Source organism: Corallococcus sp. CA053C (genome assembly GCF_003611675.1).
Lineage (GTDB): Bacteria > Myxococcota > Myxococcia > Myxococcales > Myxococcaceae > Corallococcus.
The window spans coordinates 1-21,747 of record NZ_RAWA01000128.1 but is presented as its reverse complement, the minus strand read 5'-3'; the positions used below and the strand labels follow the sequence as shown (position 1 = coordinate 21,747).

Annotated in this window: 21 protein-coding genes; 11 read left to right on the top strand and 10 right to left on the bottom strand. The window is 70.4% G+C overall.

Translation table 11 applies throughout. The annotated features are described in order from the left end of the window. The first annotated feature begins 36 nt into the window (after nucleotides 1-36). The 7 genes from D7V97_RS18615 (at nucleotide 37) to D7V97_RS18585 (ending at nucleotide 9,410) form a co-directional block, all read left to right on the top strand. Complete coding sequence (locus D7V97_RS18615) at nucleotides 37-672, top strand: outer membrane beta-barrel domain-containing protein (RefSeq protein ID WP_120611989.1); 636 nt, start codon at nucleotides 37-39, stop codon at nucleotides 670-672. Next, nucleotides 669-2,279, top strand: coding sequence for a hypothetical protein (locus D7V97_RS18610; RefSeq protein WP_120611988.1), 1,611 nt, complete (start codon nucleotides 669-671; stop codon nucleotides 2,277-2,279). The genes D7V97_RS18615 and D7V97_RS18610 overlap by 4 nt, the downstream gene beginning before the upstream one ends. Further along, entirely contained in the window at nucleotides 2,276-5,554 is a 3,279-nt protein-coding gene (locus tag D7V97_RS18605) for a tetratricopeptide repeat protein (protein ID WP_120611987.1), read from the top strand. The genes D7V97_RS18610 and D7V97_RS18605 overlap by 4 nt, the downstream gene beginning before the upstream one ends. Further along, on the top strand, nucleotides 5,551-6,045 hold the full coding sequence (locus tag D7V97_RS18600) for a hypothetical protein (protein WP_233582955.1): 495 nt from the start codon (nucleotides 5,551-5,553) through the stop codon (nucleotides 6,043-6,045). The genes D7V97_RS18605 and D7V97_RS18600 overlap by 4 nt, the downstream gene beginning before the upstream one ends. Next, nucleotides 6,042-6,680 (top strand): hypothetical protein, encoded by a 639-nt coding sequence (locus D7V97_RS18595; protein WP_120611986.1) that lies wholly within the window; start codon nucleotides 6,042-6,044, stop codon nucleotides 6,678-6,680. Before D7V97_RS18600 ends, D7V97_RS18595 begins: the two co-directional genes overlap by 4 nt. Then, a complete protein-coding gene (locus D7V97_RS18590; protein WP_120611985.1) occupies nucleotides 6,680-8,593 on the top strand; it encodes a tetratricopeptide repeat protein in 1,914 nt (637 codons plus the stop codon). The genes D7V97_RS18595 and D7V97_RS18590 overlap by 1 nt, the downstream gene beginning before the upstream one ends. Before the next feature lie 85 nt (nucleotides 8,594-8,678). Beyond that, nucleotides 8,679-9,410 (top strand): laminin G domain-containing protein, encoded by a 732-nt coding sequence (locus D7V97_RS18585; RefSeq protein ID WP_147444866.1) that lies wholly within the window; start codon nucleotides 8,679-8,681, stop codon nucleotides 9,408-9,410. Nucleotides 9,411-9,419: 9 nt separating this feature from the next. Here the strand turns inward: D7V97_RS18585 and D7V97_RS18580 are convergent, their stop codons facing one another. The 4 genes from D7V97_RS18580 to D7V97_RS18565 form a co-directional block, all read right to left on the bottom strand. After that, nucleotides 9,420-10,256 carry a hypothetical protein gene (locus tag D7V97_RS18580; protein ID WP_147444865.1) on the bottom strand — a complete coding sequence of 279 codons (837 nt, stop codon included), beginning with the start codon at nucleotides 10,254-10,256 and terminating at the stop codon, nucleotides 9,420-9,422. Between the two features lie 85 nt (nucleotides 10,257-10,341). Then, complete coding sequence (locus D7V97_RS18575; protein WP_233582954.1) at nucleotides 10,342-11,991, bottom strand: hypothetical protein; 1,650 nt, start codon at nucleotides 11,989-11,991, stop codon at nucleotides 10,342-10,344. A gap of 118 nt (nucleotides 11,992-12,109) precedes the next feature. Then, nucleotides 12,110-12,589 carry a hemerythrin domain-containing protein gene (locus D7V97_RS18570; RefSeq protein ID WP_120611982.1) on the bottom strand — a complete coding sequence of 160 codons (480 nt, stop codon included), beginning with the start codon at nucleotides 12,587-12,589 and terminating at the stop codon, nucleotides 12,110-12,112. Nucleotides 12,590-12,604: 15 nt separating this feature from the next. Further along, nucleotides 12,605-13,249, bottom strand: a complete 645-nt coding sequence (locus D7V97_RS18565) for a hypothetical protein (RefSeq protein WP_120611981.1) — start codon at nucleotides 13,247-13,249, stop codon at nucleotides 12,605-12,607. Between the two features lie 56 nt (nucleotides 13,250-13,305). Between D7V97_RS18565 and D7V97_RS18560 the strand changes: the two genes are divergently transcribed. From D7V97_RS18560 to D7V97_RS18550, 3 genes are read left to right on the top strand one after another with little or no spacing between them, the layout of a single operon-like run. After that, nucleotides 13,306-14,148: an LEA type 2 family protein gene (locus D7V97_RS18560; protein WP_120611980.1), complete on the top strand. Its 843-nt coding sequence runs from the start codon at nucleotides 13,306-13,308 to the stop codon at nucleotides 14,146-14,148. A gap of 14 nt (nucleotides 14,149-14,162) precedes the next feature. Beyond that, nucleotides 14,163-14,861 (top strand): leucyl/phenylalanyl-tRNA--protein transferase, encoded by a 699-nt coding sequence (aat, locus tag D7V97_RS18555; RefSeq protein ID WP_120611979.1) that lies wholly within the window; start codon nucleotides 14,163-14,165, stop codon nucleotides 14,859-14,861. Between the two features lie 9 nt (nucleotides 14,862-14,870). After that, nucleotides 14,871-15,785 carry a hypothetical protein gene (locus D7V97_RS18550; RefSeq protein WP_120611978.1) on the top strand — a complete coding sequence of 305 codons (915 nt, stop codon included), beginning with the start codon at nucleotides 14,871-14,873 and terminating at the stop codon, nucleotides 15,783-15,785. A gap of 36 nt (nucleotides 15,786-15,821) precedes the next feature. Here the strand turns inward: D7V97_RS18550 and D7V97_RS44160 are convergent, their stop codons facing one another. From D7V97_RS44160 to D7V97_RS18535, 4 genes are all read right to left on the bottom strand, one after another. Further along, the gene (locus D7V97_RS44160) at nucleotides 15,822-16,109 is read right to left on the bottom strand and encodes a hypothetical protein (protein ID WP_147444864.1); all 288 of its coding nucleotides are present in this window, start codon (nucleotides 16,107-16,109) and stop codon (nucleotides 15,822-15,824) included. A 59-nt stretch (nucleotides 16,110-16,168) separates the two neighbouring features. Next, nucleotides 16,169-16,780 (bottom strand): hypothetical protein, encoded by a 612-nt coding sequence (locus D7V97_RS18545; protein WP_120611977.1) that lies wholly within the window; start codon nucleotides 16,778-16,780, stop codon nucleotides 16,169-16,171. A 37-nt stretch (nucleotides 16,781-16,817) separates the two neighbouring features. Continuing rightward, nucleotides 16,818-17,804 (bottom strand): hypothetical protein, encoded by a 987-nt coding sequence (locus tag D7V97_RS18540; protein ID WP_233582953.1) that lies wholly within the window; start codon nucleotides 17,802-17,804, stop codon nucleotides 16,818-16,820. Nucleotides 17,805-17,876: 72 nt separating this feature from the next. Further along, nucleotides 17,877-18,710: a hypothetical protein gene (locus tag D7V97_RS18535; RefSeq protein WP_120611990.1), complete on the bottom strand. Its 834-nt coding sequence runs from the start codon at nucleotides 18,708-18,710 to the stop codon at nucleotides 17,877-17,879. Nucleotides 18,711-18,765: 55 nt separating this feature from the next. Here D7V97_RS18535 and D7V97_RS18530 point away from each other — a divergent pair, with 55 nt between their 5' ends. After that, complete coding sequence (locus D7V97_RS18530) at nucleotides 18,766-20,181, top strand: hemolysin family protein (protein WP_233582952.1); 1,416 nt, start codon at nucleotides 18,766-18,768, stop codon at nucleotides 20,179-20,181. 42 nt (nucleotides 20,182-20,223) lie between these two features. On the opposite strand, the gene D7V97_RS18525 is transcribed toward D7V97_RS18530, so the two are convergent. After that, a complete protein-coding gene (locus tag D7V97_RS18525) occupies nucleotides 20,224-20,721 on the bottom strand; it encodes an LEA type 2 family protein (protein ID WP_120611975.1) in 498 nt (165 codons plus the stop codon). Continuing rightward, on the bottom strand, nucleotides 20,721-21,638 hold the full coding sequence (locus D7V97_RS18520) for a serine/threonine-protein kinase (protein WP_120611974.1): 918 nt from the start codon (nucleotides 21,636-21,638) through the stop codon (nucleotides 20,721-20,723). The genes D7V97_RS18525 and D7V97_RS18520 overlap by 1 nt, the downstream gene beginning before the upstream one ends. Nucleotides 21,639-21,747: the final 109 nt, after the last annotated feature.

The window sequence follows — 21,747 nt, the reverse complement described above, 5'->3', positions numbered from 1 at the left end:
CGTCATCCCCGTCCCCCCCGACAGGAAACATCCCCCGTGCGATTCATCCTGCTCACCCTCCTGTGCCTGGTGCCCGGCCTCGCGCGCGCCCAGGCCGAGGAACTCGAGAACCCCGGCACCGTCTCCGCGGTGCAGGACCGGCTCTACCGCATGCACCACGAGCTGACGCTCGGCGTGGGCGTGCTGCCCGCGGACGCCTACTACAAGGGGCTCATCGGCACCGTCGGCTACACGTACCACTTCAGCGACAGCTTCGCGTGGCAGGTGGGCCGCGGCACGTACAGCTACAACGTGCAGACCAGCCTGCGCCGCCAGCTGGAGCGTGACTTCGACGTGTCCCCCACCAACACCGCCTTCGAGGACCAGGTGCAGTGGATGGTGGGCTCCGACCTCGTGTGGAGTCCGCTGTACGGCAAGACGTCCTTCCTCAACACCAACGTCGTCCACTTCGAGGTCTTCCTCCTGGGCGGCGGCACGGTGGTGAAGGTGGAGCGCAGCGACGGCTTCCGCCCCGCCATCAACCTGGGGCTGGGCCTGCGCGTGTTCTCCAGCCGCAACGTGTCCTTCCGCCTGGACGTGACCAACAACACCGTCTTCGCGGGCGCGTCGCGCATCGTCAACGTGCCCACCGTGCAGCTGGGCACGGCCTTCAACTTCGGCGCCACGGAATGACGTCCCGCCCGCTCATCGTCGCCGCGCTCACCAGCGCCGCGCTCTTCGTGTTCCCACCGGCCGCCCGCGCTGCCCCCGACGCGGGCCTGCCGCCCATGCCGCCGGCACCGGCCACCACCGCCGCGCGCCCCGCGGGCACCTCCGACGCGGGGACCTCCGCGCCGGACGCGGGCACCGCCGCCGCTGCCGGCACGCCCGCCAAGGCCGCTGTCACCGAAGCCCCTCCGCCCCCGCCGCAGAAGGTGGCGCCGGAGGTCTTCGACAACGCGCTCAAGGCCTACTTCGATGGCAAGCCGCGCGACGCCGCGGGCCCGCTGTACGCGTGGCTCCAGGCGACGCCGCGCACGGACGACAACTACGCGTGGGGCCAGTACTTCCTCGCCAAGAGCCTCATCGACCTGGGGCTCACGCACGCGGGCGCCACGTACCTGGCGCGCATCGCGCGCGAGCGCACCAACCCCAACGTGCTGCCGCGCGCGCTGGACGCGCTGAAGGAGCTGACGGACCGGCCGCACGACGAGGTGATGATCGACGAGCAGGTCTTCGGCGCGCTCGACCTGGGCTTCCTCCCGGAGGAGACGGGCGCGTACGCGCACTACCAGCAGGGACTGGTGGACCTGCGCGTGGGCAACGAGCGCTGGGCGGGCACGCACTTCTCCAAGCTGCCGGAGACGAGCGCCGAGGCCAGCCGCGCGAAGTTCGCCCTGCTCGTCACCCGGCTCAAGCAGGTGAAGGATCCGCCGGATGAGATGGTGAAGGACTTCCTCACCCTGTCCGAGGACGAGAAGCTCACGCGCGAGTCGCGCAACGAGGCCGCGCTCGCCGTGGCCCGCCTGCGCTACGAGCGCAAGGACTGGCCGGGCGCGCTGGAGGCCTACGGCAAGGTGAAGCTGCCGGAGCTGGACCCCGGCCGCGCGAGCCTCTACCTGGAAGAGGCGTGGACCCGCTACAAGCTGGGCGACCTGAGGGCCTCGCTGGGCATCCTCACCACGCTGGACGCACCGTCCTTCCGCGACGAGTTCCTGCCGGACAAGTACCTGCTGCGCGCGCTCATCTTCCGCGACCTGTGCCACTACCTGCCCGCCAAGCGCGCCGCGAAGGAGCTGACGCGACGGTACGCGGACTCGCTGGAGTCCGTGCGCGGCCGCGACGACCTGAGCCAGGACGTGCGCCTGCGCCGCGCCGCCAACGCGCACGGCGGCACGAAGCGCGCCGCCCGGTTCGTGTCCCTGCTGGACCTGGAGGGAGAGCGCCTGGGCCGCTACGCCGGCAGCTTCGGCGACCGGCTCTTCGGGCACCTGACCCGGCTGTATGACCTGTCCCACGCGGAGGCCGTGCGGGTGTACGACGCGCGGCTCGCGGAGGCCGTGCGCCAGGAGGCGGACACGCTGCTGCGCGCCGCCGAACAGGTCCGCCTGATGGAGTACGAGGTCGGCTTGAAGCTGTACGAGCGCGTGAAGAAGGGCGCCCAGGTCGTGGCCGCCGAGGAAGAGGAAATGCTGTCCCCCGCGCAGGTCGCCTTCCGCTTCGACAACGAATACTGGAACGACGAGCTCAAGTCCTACCGGGTCCGCATCGAGAGCCGTTGCATCGAGGAAACCCCATGACCGGCCCGTTCACCGGCCTCATCACCGCCGCGCTGCTCGCGGCCGCTGCTCCTGGCGCCGCCGGCCGCGCCGGGCCCAACCTCAACCCCATCATCTCCAAGGCGAAGGAGCGCGACGAGCTCATCGCCAAGCTCAAGCGCGACATCTTCAAGGTGGACCGCGCCATCGGCGAGACGGAGAAGCTCATCTCCAAGAGCCGCAACGCGCCCTACCTGCCGGACCTCCAGTTCCGGCTGGCGGAGCTCTTCGTGGAGAAGAGCCGCTACGTGTACTACCTCCAGGCCGAACAGCGGCCGGAGGGCGCGTCGGGCGCCATCGTCTCCCCGGAGACGCGCCTGATGAAGCAGAAGGCGGTGCAGATGTACTACCGCCTGCTGCGCGAGTACCCGGACTTCAAGGACGGCGACCAGGTGACGTTCTACCTGGCGCACGAGCAGCGCGAGCTGGGCCAGTTCGACGAGATGCTCAAGACGCTGGGGGACCTGACGCGCAAGTACCCCAACAGCCCGCTGCGGCTGGAAGCCGAGCAGATCCTCGGCGACCACTTCTTCGACAAGGCGGACCTCGTCGAGGCGGAGAAGCACTACCAGGCCATCCTGGAGCTGCCGCCCTCGCCGGTGCACGACCTGGCCCGCTACAAGATGGGCTGGATCCGCGTGAACCAGGCCAAGCACGCGGAGGCCGTCACGTTCTTCGAGGCGGCGGCCGCGAGCGCGCCCCTGCCCGGCGTGGACGTGAAGAAGGCGCTCAACGTCAAGCGCGAGGCGCTGCTGGACCTGGTGTACAGCTACACGGAGGCGAAGCCCCCCAAGGGCGCGCTCAACTACTTCGAGAAGCTCAGCGACAGCCGCGCCACGTACTCGCTCGCGCTGGACAAGCTGAGCAACCGCTACTTCATCAAGCAGCAGTACGAGTGGGCCATCCCCGCGCTGCGCAAGCTGATGGAAGTGCAGCCCGACCCGGAGATGGACCTGGAGCGCGGGCAGAAGCTGTACGACTCGCTCAAGGCCGCCAAGGGCAAGGTGCTGCCGGAGCCGGACGACATCCGCTTCCTCGTGCGCGCCGCCGTGCAGAGCAAGACGGATCCGGAGCTGGGGGAGACGGACCGCAAGAAGCAGCTCGCGGAGCTGGAGGAGATGGCGCGCGACCTGTCCACCCAGGTGCACCTGGCCGCGCAGAAGAGCGACCAGCGCGACCTGTACGTGAAGGCCGCGCAGGCCTACCGCGAGTACCTGGGGCTGTTCCGGCCCGAGCAGTACGTGCGGCCCATCATGAAGAACCGCGCGGACGCGCTCTTCGCGGCCAAGGAGTTCCCGGACGCGGCGCGCCAGTTCGAGGAGCTGGCCCGCTACGAGGACAAGGCCAAGGCGAAGGACGACAAGGCGGTGGACGCGGCGCTGTACGGCGCGCTCCTGGCGCACTTCTCCACGCTCAAGCCCGAGGAGGCCCTCAAGCGCAACGCCTTCGAGGTGGCCGACGCGCGGCAGGCGCTGAAGCTCCTGGGCGCCAACTACGTGTCGCGCTACCCGCAGAGCCCGCACGTGCTGGACGTGAAGTTCAACATCGCGCGCGCCTACTACGAGGACGGTGACTACCCGAAGGCGTCGGAGCTGTTCACCGCGTTCGCGCTGGCGCACCCGGCCTACAAGGACGCGCCCGTCGCCGGCAACCTGGCCCTGGACAGCCTGCGGCAGGTGAACGACTTCAAGAAGCTGGACGAGACGGGCCGCAAGTTCCTCGCGTCCTCGCTGCCGGCGAACTTCCGCGGGGAGGTGCAGAAGATCCTCACCCAGAGCAAGGCGGAGGCGCTGGACGAGCTGGCCCTGCAGAGCGCGCAGGAGACGGGCGACGTCATCGAAGGCCTGATGAAGGTCGCGGACGAGAACAAGAACACCGACATCGGCGAGAAGGCGCTCTACGGCGCGTTCACCGCGGCGCGCGAGAAGCGCGACCTGCCCCGCGAGCGCGAGCTGGGCACGAAGCTGGTGCAGTCCTATCCCAAGAGCCAGTACCTGTCGGACGTGCTCCTGACGCTGGGGCGGCACTCGGCGGAAGCGGCGGCCTTCAACGAGGCGGCCGGCTGGTTCGAACAGGTGGGCCAGAAGCTGGGCGGCGACCTGGCGGCCGTGGACGGCTGGATGGCCGGCGCGCGGCTGCGGTTGGCGCTGGGCGAGTACAAGGAAGCGTCCCGCAACCTGGAGACGGCGGCGGAAGCGGCCGGGGCTCGCAAGGGCGAGGTGCTGGCGCTGCTGGCCGAGACGCGCCTGAAGCAGAAGGACTACGCGCGGGCGAAGACGACGGCGGAGTCCGCGCTGCGGCTGGACAAGAACAACGTGGCGGCCGCCGCGGTGCTCGCGGAGGTGCAGGCGACCACGGCGCCCACGGCCAACGCGGACGCGCTCATCGCCACCCTCACCGCCGCGGTGCAGGGTCCCAACGGCCAGTCGGAAGAGGCGGCCAAGGGGCTGTGGTACCTGGGAGAGATCCTCTACCGCGGCTACAAGGACCTGCCCGCCGACAAGGTGGAGGAGAAGGTCGCCGCGCTCCAGTCCATGGAGGGCGTGTACACGCAGGCCGCGTCACTCGGGTATCCGGAGTGGGCGGTGGCGTCGCTGTGGAAGATCGCGCTGGCGTACGGCCACATCGCGGACGTGGTGGACCAGACGCCGGTGCCCGGTGGGCTGTCCGCCGCGGAGACGAAGCAGTTCCAGGACGCGGTGAAGCAGCAGGTGGCGCCGCTCAAGGCCCGCTCGGAGGACGCCTTCAAGGCGTGCCTGTCCCGCGCGGAGTCGCTGGAGGTCTTCAACGCGGCGGTGCTGGGCTGCCGCAACCGCACGGACGTGGCCGCGCTGCCGGTGCCGCAGCCTGCCGCGCCCACGCAGCCCGCGGCGCTGGAGGACCTGCGCAAGAAGGCGGAGAAGGTGCTGTCCGCCGAGGCGCTGGAGGCCCTGGGCATGGGCCTGCTGGACGCGCACCAGTACGGCATGGCGCAGCTCACCTTCGGCCGCGTGACGGAGCTGCAGGACACGCGCGCCTCCGCGCACGCCGCGCTGGGTTGGGCCATGCTCAACCTGGGCGACGCAATGGGCGCGCGGGCGGCGTACGCCAAGGCGCTGGAGGCGGACCCCACCTACGACAAGGCCCGCCTCAACCTGGCCGCGCTGCGCTGCCGCTTCGGCGACACGGACGGCGCGCGTCGCGAGCTGGCCGTGCTCAAGGACATGGGCACGCTCAACGGCCCGGACGTGGACGCGGGCTGGAAGGCGTGCAAGTGAGCGCGCGCCTTCGCTTCATCGCTCCGGCGCTCGTCGCGCTCGTCACCGCGTGTGGTGGCGAGGGCGGCGCGCTGGAGGGCAGCGTGACGCCGCTGCTGGACCTGCACTACCAGCGGGCCGACGCGCAGCTGGCGGAGGGCACGCTGGCGGTGAGCTTCGTCAACGTGCAGGGCACCGGGCAGAATGTGGTGCTGAAGGTGAGCGCGCGCGTGACGGACATGCTGCCGGACGCGGAGTACGCGGGCTCGCTGGACATCGACCTGGCGCAGGCGCTGGAGGACGGCTCGCAGCGGGGCAGCGTGGACCGCAGCGTGCTGGACGAGCCCGTGCGTCCCTTCCCGCTCCTGGAGCGGGGAAAACTCTTCGTGAAGTCCCTTCCGAAAACCACCGGTGACCGCGTGTCGGGCGAGTTCAACGTGACCTTCGTCAACGGCACCGACGTCTACTCCGGCCGCACCATCTTCGGCCGCTTCGAGGCGACCGCTCCATGAAGCGCACCCTGCTGCTCAGCCTGACCCTCCTGGCCTCCGCCTGTGGCCCGCGCTACGGCATGCGCGTGCCGGACTCGCTGGTGAAGAAGCTGCCGTACGAGACGCGCATCGAGCTGCTGGAGTCGGAGAACGACCTGGCGCTGGCCATCGACCGCGTGGACGAGACGGACAACGAGGTCAACCGCGCTCGGGAGAACATCCGCCGGGCCAGGTCCCGCCAGGAGGCCGCCGAGGACGAGGAGGACCGCGCCCCGGACGCGTCGTCGCGCGAGGTGGCGCAGCTGGCCATCGCGGAGTCCGAGGCCCGCGTGGAGTTCCTGCGCGCGCACCAGCGCCTCAACGTGGGCCTGCGCGAGGTGGAGAAGCTGTCGCTGCGGTGCTCCTTCGCGAAGTTCGAACTGGCGCGGCTGACCGCGGCGCGCAAGGCCAAGGTGCAGGGTAGTGAGCGCCTGGAGCCCAAGGACTACGAGGAGCAGGTGTCCGAGTGTGAAGCGGCGGTCAAGGAAGAGCGGGCCGCGCTTGCCGAGGACACGAAGGAAGCGCAGACCGCGAAGGAGGCCTGGGAGGCGAAGAAGGCCGCCCTCGCCAAGAAGACCTTCGACGCGCGCGCCAGCCCGTACGTGGAGAACCTGTGATGACGAAAGCCGGCGTCCTCCTCCTCCAGTTGCTCGCTGCCCAGGCCCCCGCTCCGGCCGCCCCTCCCGCGGAGACGCCCGCCGTGGTCGCCCCGCGCGCGGACAAGCTGCCCGATGATCCGGACGCGCTCTACAAGCTGGGCACGGCCTTCCTGTCGCAGAACCAGCCGCGCCGCGCGGTGGCTCCGCTGACGAAGCTCGTGGGGCTCGCCCCGGACGGCGTGGCGGCCAAGGTGGCCCTGGCGCGCGCGCTGCGGCTGTCGGGCGACGTGGACAAGGCGAAGGCGGTGCTGGACGCGGCGCTGGCGGCCTTCCCGGAGGAGGCCACGCTGCGCTCGGAGCGCGGCCTGCTGGCGCGCATCCAGGACGACACGGACGAGGCCATCACCCAGTACTCGGTGGCGACGGAGCTGGCGCCGCAGGACGCGGAGCTGCGCTTCAACCTGGGAGAGGTGCTCCAGCGCGCGAACCGCACGGACGACGCCATCGAGGCGTACCGCGAGGCGCTGAAGCTGGACGGCGCGCTGCACGTGGCGAGGGTGAACCTGGGCAAGGCGCTGGCGGAGAAGGGGCTCAACGCGGAGGCCAAGGAGACGCTGCGCGAGGCGCTGCGCCAGAAGGACGGCGACGCGGAGGCCCACTACAACCTGGGCGTCATCCTGATGCGGGAGAACGACGCCACGGGCGCGTTCGCGGAGTACCAGGCCGCCATCAAGGCGGATCCGAAGCACGCGCGCGCGCAGAACAACCTGGGCGTGGTGCTGGACGGCCAGGGCAACTCGCGCAAGGCGGCGGAGGCGTTCACCCGCGCCATCGCGTTGGATCCGAAGTACGCGGAGGCGCACTTCAACCTGGGGCTCGCGTGCTTCCAGTTGGGGGAGAACTCCCGCGCGACGCGCGCCTTCGAGAAGGCGCTGATGCTGGAGCCCCGTCGCGCGAGCGGCCCGTACACGCAGCTGGGCCAGCTGTACCTCGCGCAGGGCAAGAAGACGCAGGCGGTGGCCGCGTTCCAGAAGGCCATCGAGAAGAGCGCCGACGACGGCAAGAAGACGACGGAGGCGTACCAGGGGCTCGCGCGCGCGTACCTGGGGCTGGGCAAGGTGGACGAGGCGGTGGCCACGCTGAAGACGGCGGTGGAGACCTTCCCGGACGAGCCCGGCACCCGCGCGGGCTACGGCGACGCGCTCAAGGCGAAGGGCGACCTGGACGGCGCCATCGCGCAGTACACGGTGGGCCTGAAGCTTCAGCCCACGACGGAGAACCGGCTGGTGCTCGCGGAGGCGTACGCGAAGAAGCACGTGGGCGCGCAGGCGAAGCCGCTCTACGAGGCGGTGCTGGCGGAGGATCCGAACCACCGCGGCGCGAAGCTGGGCCTGGCGGACCTGCTGCTGGCCATGGGCGACTACGCGGCGGCGGAGAAGCTGCTGGCGCCCGCGGCGGGCGAGGAGCCGGACACGGGGGCATTGGCGCGGCTGGGCATCCTGCACTCGCGGCGCGGCCGGCCGGACCTGGCGGTGCCGGAGCTGGAGTCGGTGGTGGCGAAGGACCCCGCGCAGCTAGAGGCCCGCGCAGAGCTGGGCTTCCTGTACCTGCGCGGCGGTGACGAGTCCAAGGCGGTGCAGGTGCTGAGCGACCTGCTGGCCGTGGAGCCGCGCAACTCGCTGGGCCTCCTGTACCTGGGCCACACGCTGTACCGGCAGGGCAAGGCGAAGGACGCGGAGAAGTCCTTCCGGGGTGCGTCGCAGGTGGACCCCATCGCCGGTGAGCCGCACTTCGCGCTCGCGCAGCTGCTGGAGTCCACGGGCCGCAAGGACGAGGCGAAGAAGGAGTACGAGGCCGCGGTGCGCCTGCAGCCGGACCACGCGGACGCGAAGACGGCGCTCCAGAAGCTCGTCGCGTCCGGAACGCCCTGACGCTCGCGGGGAAGACTCCTCGCTCCTGGATGGGTTGTGGCTGTGCTGGAGTGGCACGGTCACGAAGTCCAGGAGGAGGTACGTCATGAAGGTGCGAAGCCAACCGATGCGCGCGGGGCTGACCGCGGTGCTGATGCTGGGCCCTCTGACGGCGACGGGGGTGGTGAGCCAGAAGCTGCGCTACCGCTTCGAGTCGGTGTCCAACCCGGTGACCACCGTGGTGGACGACAGCGGCAAGGGCCACACGGGCACGGTGCAGGCGAGCAACGGCGGCACCGTCGTCATCGAGACGCCGGGCTACGAGGGCCAGGGCGTGCGCTTCCCCGCCGTCTGCGTGGGGACGACGTGCCCCAAGGCCTTCATCAGCGCGGCGGACTCCGCGTCGCTCAACCCGGGCACGGCACTGTTCTCCTTCGGCGCGCGCGTGCGCGTCACGCTCGCGGAGTTGAGCGCGGACCACGGCTCCAACCTGGTGCAGAAGGGGTTCTCCACCACGGCGCAGTGGAAGCTCCAGTTGGATGACGCGGTGACGGGCAAGCCGAGCTGCGTGGTGCGCACCACGGGCGGCGCGAGCGCCCTCATCGTCAAGTCGTCGGTGGGCATCGCGGACGGCACCTGGCACAAGGTGACGTGTCAGCGCACCAGCACCACGCTGACCATCCTCATCGACAACGTGGCCCGGGGCAGCGCGCTCATCGCCAGCACCTACGACATCAACCCGACGGGAGAGGTCGTCGCCATCGGGGCCAAGAGCGCGGGCAACAACAACGACCAGTTCCACGGCGCCATCGACGACGTGTACTTCAACCTGGACTGATCCGCGGGCTCACCCGCCGGGCCGCATGAAGCCCTCGGGCAGCGGCGGGCCCGTGGGCGCGGGAGGGGCGGCCTCCGCGACTTCGCGGCCGAAGCGGTAGCGGGCCTCCGCGTGGACGCCGAAGGACTCGCCTTCGGCGCTCGCCAGCAGCACGAGGTCTTCATCGGGGCGCGTGCCTTCGGGGAGGTGCAGCGTCCAGGGGACTTCCTGGGTGTCGCCTTCGAGCACGATGGGCGACGTGGGCCCTTCCTGGAGCACCGTGCGGGAGGGCACGCGCAGGGAGACCTCGATGGGCGCGGTGAAGCCGGGGCTGCGCTCCAGCCGCGCGATGAGGCGCACGGTGTCCGCGCTGGACTCCACCACCCTCCAGGAGACGTGCAGGGGCGCGGGGATGCGAGCCGTGGTGGAGAGCACCGTCGGCGGTGGCGTCGCGTCGTCGTCCGTTTCCCGGGTGTCCTCTGGCGTGGCCTGCGTGAACATCGCGTGGGCCGCGACAGGGACAGGGCCGTTCGGCTTCACCGTGAGGGCCTGGGGCTTCCGGCCTTCGGCGCGTGACGGCGTGTTCCGAGACGCCTCTCTGGGAGCGGCCATGGTCACGGGTTGCGCAGAAGCGTGCGGCGTCTGCGCCGCGCGGAGGGGCACCTCTTCGGACTGGGGTGGCAGGTCCGACGCACGGGGCAGCTTCTTGCGCCGCGCACGGTCCACACCGGACGCCATGCTGGCCGACAGCGCGCCGACCAGGGCCAGCGCGAGCACGGCCCCGGCCATACGCCTGCGCAGCTTCGAGCGCCCCGGCGACATGAGCCCAGGCACGCGGATCCGGAGCTTCAAACGCGGGAGCTTCATGGGCATGGCATCCGCCTTCGCGGCTTCGCGCGCACTGGCGGCATGAGCACCGGCACGCGGATCCGGAGCTTCAAGCGAGGAAGCATCATGGGCACAGGGGCTCGTGGCTGGGGTACGGGAAGGCGGTGGCGGGCTCGGTGGCCGCGTCCACTTGCGCACGGGGGAAGCCCTGGCACACGAGCGCGTCCAGGAAGTCCGCGAGGGACGGCGACGGCTTGCCCGTGTCCACCACGTCCGTGAGCGCGCCCTTCGCATCCCGGCTCCACGTATGCCGGGTGTAGCCGCGCGCCCAGGGGGCCCGGATCATCGCGGGCGCGGTGAGCGCGTCGTAGAGGGGCTGGCTCGACGGGGTGCTGGTGGCGGTGCGGTAGAGGATGGCCGCGACCTCGTTCTCATCCATCTTCTGGAGCAGGCCGTCCTCCGCGTGGGGCCGCGCCCAGGCGCTCACCGACGAGGCGCGCGCGGACAGGTCCACCCAGAACATCGTCCCGCCCTGCCGGTCGTAGTAGCGAGGGCTGCGCCGCGCGTCGGTGCTGAACCACGTGGCCCAGCCTTCACTCCACGCCTGCCCCGGGAAGGTGGGCACGCCCACGTAGTGCGGACCGCCTTCGTCGGGAGGAGCACCCCGGCTCGCCATCACCCAGTGCCCCAATTCGTGCATCACCATCGCGTCCGACCACCACGCCGCATCCGAGTCCCCGGGCAGCCACACCTGCGAGTCCCACTTGCGGCCCAGCGCCGTCACCGGCCAGCGCGCGAAGCACGCACCGCAGGACCACGTCGTCCCGAAGCCCAGCCACGCCACCACGGGCAGCCCGTCCCGCCCACCGTAGCGCTCGTGCATCCGGCGCCACGCCGTGCCCAGCGAGTCGAACACCGCCGCCGCGCCGGAGCCCTCGGCTTCGGTGAGGGTGAACGCTGGCTGCGCCTGGACCTCGCGCGTCGGGTGGGCCCAGCTCCAGATGCGCACCGCTTCGCCCGGCACCGTCGCCACGCGCTGCTCGCCCGACAGGCCGGGGTCCGCCACCGCGTAGGCCACCGCGCCATCGCGCCCCTGCCCCGCCGCGTACACGACGATGCGGTCGTCCTCGCGCAGGGTCGCGGGCACCTTCAACGTGAAGCGGCCGGCGCCGTCCGTCACCTGCGAGTCCAGCCGCGTGCCGCCCTGGAAGGAGACGATGAGGAAGCCTCGCGCGGGCACGAGGTCCGCCTCCGCCGTCCATCCCCGGAACGCGGCATCCGGGAAGCGGCGGGCGTAGCGCACCGTGCCGCTCAGCGTGGGCCCCGGCGCGCCGCAGAAGCCCCGGCCCGGCGCGGGCTCACAGCCGACGTCGCACGCACGCGCGAGCCACTGGCCGTTCGTGCACACCTCCCACGCCCCGCCCTCCGAGCACCGCGAGGCGCCGTCCACGCACGCCGCGCCCGCGACACAGGCGACCTCCGGGGTCTCGATACAGGCGGAGTCCACGCCGCAGTCCTCGCGGTGCACGACGCCGCCTTCGCAGCGCTCCAGCACGCGGGGTCCCAGGCACCGCCCCTGCGTGGGGAGCTGATCACACGCGAGCGCGGGCTGGAGCTGCACCTCGGGCAGCGTGGAGACACAGGCCGCGCAGGCCGCGCCTTCACAGTCGGGCGCACAGGGCGTCAGCTCCGCGCCCGTGTCGCAGCCCAGGCCCAGGAGGCCCGCGCAGAACAGCGCCCACGTCCGCCACCGCGCCGATGCCCCGCGTCCCACCAGGAGGAGACCCCTTTCAAGCCGGCGTCTTCACCGGAGCTGGATGCGCGGCGAGGACAGCACGCGCTCCGCCCCGGCAGGCAGAGGCAGGCGAGCTACAGCCTCCCTGCCCGCCCGCTCATCCCTCCGTGCGCGCCAGGAACGCGGCCAGCAGCGCCTGTCGCTCCGCCTCGCCCAACACCCCGTCCAGCGCGGGGAACAGGTACGTCTCCTCGCGCAGCGAGTGGTGGTGCTCCAGGTGCTTGAACGTGCCCTCCATGTCGAAGACCCGCAGCACCGCGCGGCGGTAGTCCGGGGCGGCGGGGTCCAGGGCGTCCACCGCGTCCTGACACTTCGCCAGCAGCTCGCGCATGCGCTGGTGCTCGCCGGTGAAGAGCTCCGGCGCGGCGCCGCGGATCCGTCCGGCCCGGGGCAGCTCGGGCAGCAGCAGCGCCTCTTCCGCCTCCAGGTGCCGCGTGAGCTCCTCGCGATAGCGCGCGAGCCGCTCGCGGGCGACGGGCAGGTCCAGGACCATCAAGGCCTCCTGGTGCTGGAGGAACAGCTCCTCCAGGTCGCGGTGGAGCGCGCCAAGGCTGACGAAGTCGGAGGGCACGGACATCGCGGTGACGCGCCTTCAGTGCACCTTGTCGTCGCGGGCACCCGCCTCGCGGGCGACGCGGGGACGCGGTGTCACCATGCGGGAGACCCCGGAGAAGAGCTGATCCTCCGTGTACACCTTGCGCACGCGGCGGCGCGCCATGCGCGGGTGATACGCCGGGCCCGGACGCTCCAGCCACTGCAGCACGCGCACCTCGCCGGAGTGGGCCAGGGCGGTGAGCAGCGCCTGCGGACACAGCTTCAGGTAGCGCCGCACGAGTGGCCGCAGCCGGCGCCCGAAGTCCTCCCCCAGCTTCGCGTGACGGCGGCCCGCGTGCAGGGTGCCGTCGAAGCGCAGCGAGATGTGGAAGAGCTCGTGCATCAGCGTCTCCAGCCGCGCCTTCGCGGTGGAGCCCCGGAAGAAGAGCGGCCGCAGGGTGATGCAGTACAGGATGCGCCGGCCCTGGATGCGCACCACCGGCTTGCGCCGACCCGCCTTGTCGATGCTCTTGCCGCCCTTGAAGCACAGCGGCTTCACCGTGCCGCGGGAAGCGCGCCGGGCCTCGCCCGCGACCACCAGGATGCGGCTGGCCTTCACGTGGCTGAACTCGGGCATGCGCGCGGCGATGTCCCGGATGAGGGAGCGCACGGTCCGATTGAAGTTGGGACGGCGAGGGGCCACGGTTGGTGGACAGTCTAGCGGAAAACCCCTTGGGGACAGCTCCCGACCTCCCCAGAATGTCCGCCGTGAATCGCTCGACCTTCCTGGCGTCCCTGGTGTCCGTGCTGTTCACCCTCGTCTCCGGGTGTGCCTCCACCCCGGTCCGCTCCGGCGGCCCCCCTGCCCTCACGGCGCAGGAGACGTCCGTGGTGTCCCAGGGACTCACCGACGCCACCGTGCGCTACACCGGCCAGGTGACGGGCACCTCCAACGGCGTGCTGGAGCGCGCCGACTACGAGCTGGTCGCCGACGGGCAGGTGCTGCGCAAGGGCTCGCAGAAGCTGGGCGTGCCGTTCGCGCCGGGCACGCCCGCGGACTTCTCCTTCGAGGAGAAGTCCGCCTACGTGAAGGGTCCCGACGACCTGGCGCGCCTGAGCGCCCAGGGCGGCACGGTGCTCATCGCGCTGCGCGGCACGCTGGTGGTGCGCTCGGGTGAGACAGAGGAGACGCTGCCCTTCGCCGCGAGCCGCGCGGTGCGCGTGCCCCGGCTCCCGGAGGTCGTCGTGGAGGAGCTGGACGGCGCGCGCTACTCGCCCGAGGAGGTGCAGATCAACCTGCGCCTGGGCGTGCGCAACCCGAACCCGTTCCCGCTGCGGCTCGACTCGCTGACCTACCAGGTGTCCGTGGCGGACCGACCGCTGGCGGAGGGCACGGTCGGACAGTCGGACACGGTGGATGCGTCCGCGACGGGGGTGTACCCGGTGGAGGTGTCGGTGACGCAGCAGACGTGGGGTCCGGGCGTCAAGGCGCTCATCGCCAAGGGCGTGCTCCCCTACAGCGTGAAGGGGGAGGTGAAGGGCCCCATGCTGCAACTGCCCTACACGCTGAAGGGTGACGTGAAGCTCAACGTGTCCCGCTAGACTGGGACGCGACAGTGCCCATCTACCTGTTGAGCGATGAAGAGCCGGAGCTGTTCCCGCCTCCGGCCAAGGCGGACAAGAGCGGCCTGCTGGCGGTGGGCGGAGACCTGCGCCCGGAGCGGCTGGTGGCGGCGTACTCGCAGGGCATCTTCCCCTGGTACAGCGAGGGGCAGCCCATCCTGTGGCACTCGCCGGATCCGCGCTTCGTGCTGGAACCCGCGAAGGTCCACGTGGGCCGCTCGCTGCGCAAGGTGATGAACCGGGGCACGTACACCGTGCGCTACGACACCGTGTTCGCGAAGGTCATCGACGCGTGCTCGCGCGTGCACCGGCCGGGGCAGGACGGCACGTGGATCACGGACGCCATGAAGCAGGCGTACGTGAGGCTGCACGAGCTGGGGCTCGCGCACTCGGTGGAGGCGTGGCAGGACGGGGTGCTGGTGGGCGGGCTGTATGGCGTTTCGCTGGGCGCGGCGTACTTCGGGGAGAGCATGTTCGCGCTCGCGCCGGATGCGTCGAAGGTGGCGTTCGCCACGGCGGTGGAGCGCTTCCGGGGCTGGGGTTTCCAGCTCATCGACTGCCAGGTGGAGACGGAGCACCTGGAGCGGTTCGGCGCGGAGCCGTGGCCACGCAAGCGGTTCCTGGCGGCGCTCAAGGACGCGCTGAAGGAGCCCACGCGGCAGGGGCCGTGGACGGAAGCAGAAGCGGCGTAGACTGCCCGGATGGATGTCCACTACACCTGGATTGGCACCCCTCCGACGGACCGCAGCCGGGACATCGACGAACCGAAGCGGCTGGCGGCGCGCGTGGGCAAGGGCGTGAAGATCTACTTCTGGTGCCTCGACGCGCAGGTGGCCGGGTACCAGCGGGACTTCGCCGCGCACGCCAACGTCACCGTGCGAGGCATGCAGGCGTTCCTCACGGGAGCGACGACGAAGGCCTACCGTTGGTACTACTGGTATCAGGAGTCCGACGACTGGGCGGTCGCGGCAATGACAGACATCCTCAACTGGGGACTGGCCCAGGGGACGCCGACCTCGTACCGCGCGTTCGTGAAGGACGCCTGGTCGCTGTTCCTCATGTACACATGGGGCGGCTACGTGCTGGACGCAGGCGTGGGGCCGCACGGTGGCGGCACGTTCGCGCTCCCGGAGCCGAAGGCGTTCATGAGCCCGTCGCTGACACAGGAGGACGCGCTGTCGATGCGCCGCTTCAAGTTGTCCCGGCTCGCGGGGTGGCAGGGACAGGGTGAGGTGACGCTCAACAACAACCTGGCGGACGCCGTCTGCGAGGCGATGAACTACGGCGCCGCGGACGACGGTGACATGGAGACGTGTCCCCAGATCGAAGTCTGGATGCTGGCGAGCCCCCGCTATTCGAAGGGGGCCTGGGCGGCCCTGCGCCAGTACTGCGTCGTCTGGAAGGAGATGCAGCAGAACAACACCCTGGTGAGCGCCAGCGCGCCCAATGTGTTCCGCTACCTCATCGCCGGCTCTGTCTACAACGGCCTGTCCCACGGGCAGAACGGCGCGGCGCCACGGGCGTCCCTGTGGTTCTGCCAGAACGGTCAGAACAGCACCGTGGAAGTGCCGACCCTGAAGCTGCGCAAGACGTACCACGGGTCCAGCGCACACTGACCCCTTCTCGGGACTAACGCTCCGGGTTCATGCCCTTCAGCGCGAGTAGTCTTCGCGGAGTTGGAACTCGTGCATGAACACGATTCGAACGTCTTTATCCGTGAAGACGAATCCCTCACCTTCGGCGCGGATGCATGGGTTTTCGCAAACCCACATTGTTGGCATCCGGATGTCCATGCACCCGATAATCACCAGATAGGCTTGTCGTTCGCCCGAGGCATTCCATGCAATCGCCAGCCTGTCGTGCGAAGGACTGAAGTCCCAAAGGCGGCCTGTCCCACCCTGATATTTCGCCAGCCTGTCGTTTAGAGCGCTCAGCTCCATTCCACACAACTCCAGTCCCGATCTCCCTGCTGCGTCAGCAGAAGAGCGCGCAGGCGGCTTCACGCCTGGATTCCCAAGGGTACCGCAGGAAAGGCACGCTCCCAGACCCGCCTGATTTCAGACAGCAGGTCGGGCGATTCGCTGTCACGCGGCGTCACCGCCGAGGCGCACTGTTCCCAGTAGGGGAAATGCGCGAAGACCGCTTCATGGTTCGCCGTGATCTCGCCATGGAAGTCCATCAGGTTGTACTGATGAATCCCTCGCAGCGCCTCGAACTGAGCGTTGGCATCCTTGCCTCGCAGCGAGAATGCCTTCGGTACGCTTCCGACGAAGTCAGGCCCGAAGTACGCAGCGACCAAGCGGATCAGCCCCAGGACATGGGCGTTGAATTCTCCCAACGACCCAGCGGGAACCCACAGCTCCTGATGCTCTCGTGCCCCCACCTGGCGCACCTCGAACGACTTCACGTATTCGTCGTCCACCTCGAACACCGTCACGTAGCCCGCGCCACTGCCCGGCGCATTCCAGTCGCGGGCAATCTGGCGTGCGTACCCTTCATCGAGCACAGGATAGAAGATGGGTTGTTCGGGGAGGCGCGGCGGGAATTGCTTCAACCCTGCCCGGTAGATGAGCAGGAGTTCTTCAAACCCCACGGGACGATAGAGAATCACGGCCCCCCCCTTCACTCCAGCCCTCTGGCTTCGCGCGCTACTTCTTGCAGGGCGACAGGCTGCGCTTCGCGTGGATGAGGTCCTCTTCCGTGGGGCTGCCGTAGCGCACGGCCTTCGGCGGGGCCTTCAGCTTCTGGTAGTCGTACGCGTAGAACATCCCCATCTGCCGGCTCAGGATGTAGCGCAGGCCGTTGAAGTCCCAGAGGCCTCCGAAGAGCACGCCTCCCGGCTTCAGCTCCTGCAGCGAAGTGCTCTCCGGCGCCCTCACGAACAACTTCGACAGGTCCTCCGTCGCCCAGTTGCACGGGTTGCTGCCGTTGCGATGCAGGTAGGACACCGTCAGGTCGAACGCTCCCGCGTTGTCCTCGCCCGTGACGCCGAAGTACTCCCACAGCCGCGCGCACTCCGGGGACACGCAGTCCTGCGGCGGGATGTGCTCCGCGTAGTCCGGGGGAATTCCGTCCGTCTCCTTGCCCGTCTGATTGCGATTGGGCCGGCGCAGCCTGCACCCCGTGGGCTCGTCCTTCTGCCGCAACACCAGCGGCGTCCCTGACAGCCGGCCCGGCGGCAGCAGCTCGCAGTCCGTCCGCAGCTCCGCCATCAGGTACGTCTGCCGGTCCTCGTCCGTGCCCATCCGCACCGCCCACCACTCCACGGGCGTTGCCTTGCACGCCTTCGCGTCCGCCTTGCCGAACACCCAGAGCGGCACCTTCAAGTCAGGCGCTCCCAGCTTGCGCGCCATCTCCGCCGGCACCGGCTTCACACCGGAACGGCTGCGCGCCCCCGCCTGGAAGAACTTGTCCTTGCCGGGCGGGATGATGGCCTGGTGCACCAGCCAGCCCAGCCGCTCGATGCCCACCAACCCCATGGGCGTCACCGGCAGGAACTCCGGCTTCACCGGGCAGCCCCGGTCCGGCTCCGGCATGTCCACCACCACCGCGTCGCCGTTGTCCACATCCACCTGCGCCCGCGCGGCCTGCGGCCACGCCGTCAGCGCCAACACCAACGCGAACCCCGCGCGCATCGCTCCACCTGTCATCGTCGGACCTCCGCCTGAAGTCATACCGCAAGCGGACCCCGCGCGGCGCACGTCCCCTCAGCGCTGCTTCTTGCCCGGCACCGCGGGCTTCGCCTTGCCCTTCACCGGCCGCGTCCCCGCATCCGGCGTCCCCGCGTCTGGCGCCGGCACGTCCGACACCGTCGCGTCCTGGGCCGCCTGGTCCGTGGGCGACGTCTCCGGCTTCGGAGGCGCCTCCACCTCCGTGCGGTCCTCCAGCGGCACGCGCCCCACCGCGCGGCGGAACAGCTCCCAGAGCGCCTGGTGGTGCCCGGCCCGGTCCGTCTTGCCCGTCAGCACCAGCCCCGCGCCGCTGTAGCGCACCGACAGCCCCGGCGGCATCCCCGCCGCGAAGTCCTCCAACTGCGCCTGGAGCTGGGTGACGTCGAACGTCACGTCCAGCTCCCGCGCCAGGAACGCCTGCGTGCGCAGCAGCTCTCGCAGCGCCTTGCGACAGGCCGTATTGCTCACCGTGACCGTCAGCGACGCCTCCACGCCCTGCTTCGCCTTCAGGTCCGGACACGCCTTCTTCGCCGCCGCGAGCAGGGACTCGACGTTCTGCAGCTCCACGGGCCCCACCATGATGCGCCACACCGCGAAGCGCCCTTCGGCGTAGAGCAGCAGGTCCGTCATGCCGGCACCCTGGGGCCCGGGCGTCAGGAGCAGCTCACCGCTCGCCGACAGCGCCTCCGCCGACACCACCGACGGATCCGCCACCTCCACCCAGTCCACGGCGGTCAGCTTGACGAAGCGCTCCTTGCCGGGCTCCAGCGTGAGCGCCTGGTCCACCGGCCAGCAGAGCGCCTCCGTGGGCGCCAGCAGGCCCAGCAACCCCAGCAGGCCGCCAATGACGTACATCCGACGTCCCCACATGATGCCTCCCGTCACGGTGGTATGGCCCTCTAGCACGGGATAAGAACGACGCCCTATGCCTACCTGGACCCTCTGGGTCGCCTGCCTGGCCCTTGGCTTCATGAGGTCCCTGGTCGCCGCCGCGGAGTCCGCGCTCTACGGAACGTCGGACCTGCGCGCCCAGGAACTCGCCGAGGAGAGCAAGACCACCGCCGCCCGCCGCGTGCTCCGCCACAAGACGCACCGCGAAGCCACCGCCACCGCCCTGCGCCTGGGCATGGTGCTCAGCGGCTTCCTCGCCGCCGCCATTGGCGCCTTCGTGCCCCCGCGCCTCCTGGACTTCAGCCGCTACGGCGAGGCCGCGTGGGTGCCCGTCGCCACCGTGTGCGCGGGCGCCCTCTTCGTGGGCGTGCTCGCCACCCTGATGGAAGTCACGATGCGCGGGCTCGCCAACGGCAACCCGGAGCGCTGGGCCCTGCGGCTCGCGTTCCTCGTGTCCGTGCTGGTGCTGGTGCTCTACCCGCCCATGCGCATCATGCTGGGCCTGCTCAACCTGGGCGCCCGCACCTTCGGCCGCACCCTGCGCTTCGAGCCGCCGCCGCCGCCCCTGGAGGAGCTGGAGAAGCTGCTCGCCGCCCAGGCCGCACGCAACGAGGTGGACAAGAGCGCCCCGCAGCTCATCCGCTCCATCTTCGAGCTGTCCGACAAGCGCTGCCGCGACGTGATGGTCAACCGCACGGACGTCATCTCCGTGGACGTCACCACTCCGCCGGACGAAGTGCTGCGCATCCTCGCGGAGGAGAACCACTCGCGCATCCCGGTGTACCACGACGACGTGGACCACATCGTCGGCGTGCTGCACGCGCGCGACCTCATCCCGCTGCTCCAGCACCCGGAGCTCATCGTCCTCCAAGACGTCATCCGCCCCGCCCACTTCGTGCCGTGGATGAAACCCGTGGGCGACCTGCTGCGGGACATGCAGAAGCGGAAGATCCACATGGCCATGGTCGTCGACGAGTACGGCGGCTTCATGGGCGTCGTCACGCTGGAGGACATCCTCCGCGAAATCGTGGGCGACATCGGCGACGAGTTCGAGGTGGAGGAGAAGCTCGTCGAGAAGATGGCCGACGGCAGCTCGCTCGTGGACGCCGCCATGGAGGTGGATCAGTTCACGAAGGTCTTCGGCTTCCCCCTGCCGGAAGGCGACTTCGACACGCTGGGCGGCTACCTGTCCTCGCTCGCGGGCCACCTGCCCGACGTGGGCGAGCGCTTCACCTTCAACGGCTGGCAGTTCGTCGTGGCCACCAAGGAAGGCGCCCGCATCGACCGCGTGAAGATGACGCGCCTCAAGAGCACCGTGCCCGGCCTCCCGGACGGCACGCCCCGCGATGGCACCGCGCCGAAGGAAGACGCGCAGGGAGCCTCGCGCCGCGCCGACACCGAGTCGCACGCGGACTCCGGATCCGCGTCGTCGTCCGAAGCGAAGCGCTGAGGCACTTCAGGCGAAGCGAAGCGCTGAAGGCTCCGGAGCACTTCAGGGCGCCGGCGTGGCCTCCGCGCCCGGCATCCACGGAATCTCCAGCGAGCGGGCGTCACGGAAGGGCGCCCGCCGCTCGCTCCCGCCGAAGCGCAGCACCACGCCCCCCTCCACCCGCACCGCGTGCGACGAGGGCTCCGGCCGCGCCGCGGAACGAGGCACCGCCAGCGGGAAGCGGATCTCCAGGGGGATTTCACGCTCGCCGTCCAGCGGCTCTCCCACCACCTGCTCGCCCGTGGCCAGCCGCCGCCCATCCACCCGCAGGTCGAAGTCCACGCGGGTGAGCGCGGCCGCGTCGGAGGACGGGTTCTTCACCTTCAGCTTCAGCGTGAGCGCCCCCGTGCCGTCGCGCGTGAAGGCCACGTCCACCGCCTCCACCCGCACCGCGCCCTCGTAGGCGCGCGGCTGGAAGGGCACCACGCCCAGGCACCCGACTCCGGCCCCGAGCAAGACCCCACCCAGCGCGAGCCCCAGCACCGCGCGGCGCGAGCGCATCAGCCGCCCAGGAGAGGCTGCAGCGCCTCCACCGTGAGGGGCCAGCCCGCGCGGCGCGACAGCACCTCCAGCGCCTTGATGAACTCCGCCGCGGACTGGAAGCGACGGGCCCGGTCCGCGAACAGCGCCTTGCGCGCCACCTGCGCCGCGTAGTGCGGCAGGTCCGGCGCCACGGTGGAGAGCAGCGGCACGCGCGCGTCGCGCACCTGGTGCATGAGCTGCGCTTCGTTCTCACCGGTGAACAGGCGACGGCCGCCCCACAGCTCCCAGAGCATCACGCCCACCGCGTACAGGTCCGTGCGCGCGTCCACCACCTGCCCCAGCACCTGCTCCGGGCTCATGTACGGCAGCGTGCCGCGCAGCGCGCCGGACTCGCCGCGCATCATCCCCTCCACCTCGGCCACGCCGAAGTCGGTGAGCTTCACGTCGCCCTGGATGCCCAAGAGCACGTTGGCGGGGTTCACGTCGCGGTGGACGATGGTGGAGCCGTTCTCCCCCACCTTGGCGCGGTGGATGTAGTCCAGCGCCTTGAGCACGCACCACGCGATGTAGCAGGCGGACTCGGGCGGCATCGCGGCGCCGGCCTTGATGAGCAGCTCCTGCATGTAGCCCAGCGTCCGGCCACTCACGAGCTCCTGCACCATCAGGTAGTCGGGGCCGGCGCGGAACAGCCGGAACGTCCTCACGATGTGCGCGTTGCGCAGGCGCACCGTCAGCTTCGCCTCGTCGACGAAGGCCTTCACATACGCGGGGTCGTTGCGGAAGGACGGGTGCAGCCGCTTGATGACGACTTCCTCGGGCTCTCCCGGGGAGCGCTGCGTCGTCTCACGCGCGCGTGCTTGATACACCTCGGCCATGCCACCGACCGCCAACCGGCCGACCACCTCATAGCCACCCAGGTCCGGAGCTTCCGCCACGGCTGCAAGACTATCGCGGTTCCAGGAAGCGCCCCACTATTCCGTTACCAGGGAGGCGAAGAGGGCCTCGTACTTCCGGGCGGACGCCGCCCAGGAGAAATCCTTCCCC

Coding starts and splice junctions, on each gene's coding strand:
- D7V97_RS18590 (WP_120611985.1), top strand. CDS start 6,680: ATGACGAAAGCCGGCGTCCTCCTCCTCCAGTTGCTCGCTGCCCAGGCC.
- D7V97_RS18535 (WP_120611990.1), bottom strand. CDS start 18,710: ATGTGGGGACGTCGGATGTACGTCATTGGCGGCCTGCTGGGGTTGCTG.
- D7V97_RS18550 (WP_120611978.1), top strand. CDS start 14,871: ATGGATGTCCACTACACCTGGATTGGCACCCCTCCGACGGACCGCAGC.
- D7V97_RS18605 (WP_120611987.1), top strand. CDS start 2,276: ATGACCGGCCCGTTCACCGGCCTCATCACCGCCGCGCTGCTCGCGGCC.
- D7V97_RS18540 (WP_233582953.1), bottom strand. CDS start 17,804: ATGCGCGCGGGGTTCGCGTTGGTGTTGGCGCTGACGGCGTGGCCGCAG.
- D7V97_RS18610 (WP_120611988.1), top strand. CDS start 669: ATGACGTCCCGCCCGCTCATCGTCGCCGCGCTCACCAGCGCCGCGCTC.
- D7V97_RS18585 (WP_147444866.1), top strand. CDS start 8,679: ATGAAGGTGCGAAGCCAACCGATGCGCGCGGGGCTGACCGCGGTGCTG.
- D7V97_RS18580 (WP_147444865.1), bottom strand. CDS start 10,256: ATGAAGCTCCCGCGTTTGAAGCTCCGGATCCGCGTGCCTGGGCTCATG.
- D7V97_RS18525 (WP_120611975.1), bottom strand. CDS start 20,721: ATGCGCTCGCGCCGCGCGGTGCTGGGGCTCGCGCTGGGTGGGGTCTTG.
- D7V97_RS18570 (WP_120611982.1), bottom strand. CDS start 12,589: ATGTCCGTGCCCTCCGACTTCGTCAGCCTTGGCGCGCTCCACCGCGAC.
- D7V97_RS44160 (WP_147444864.1), bottom strand. CDS start 16,109: ATGGAGCTGAGCGCTCTAAACGACAGGCTGGCGAAATATCAGGGTGGG.
- D7V97_RS18595 (WP_120611986.1), top strand. CDS start 6,042: ATGAAGCGCACCCTGCTGCTCAGCCTGACCCTCCTGGCCTCCGCCTGT.
- D7V97_RS18530 (WP_233582952.1), top strand. CDS start 18,766: ATGCCTACCTGGACCCTCTGGGTCGCCTGCCTGGCCCTTGGCTTCATG.
- D7V97_RS18560 (WP_120611980.1), top strand. CDS start 13,306: ATGTCCGCCGTGAATCGCTCGACCTTCCTGGCGTCCCTGGTGTCCGTG.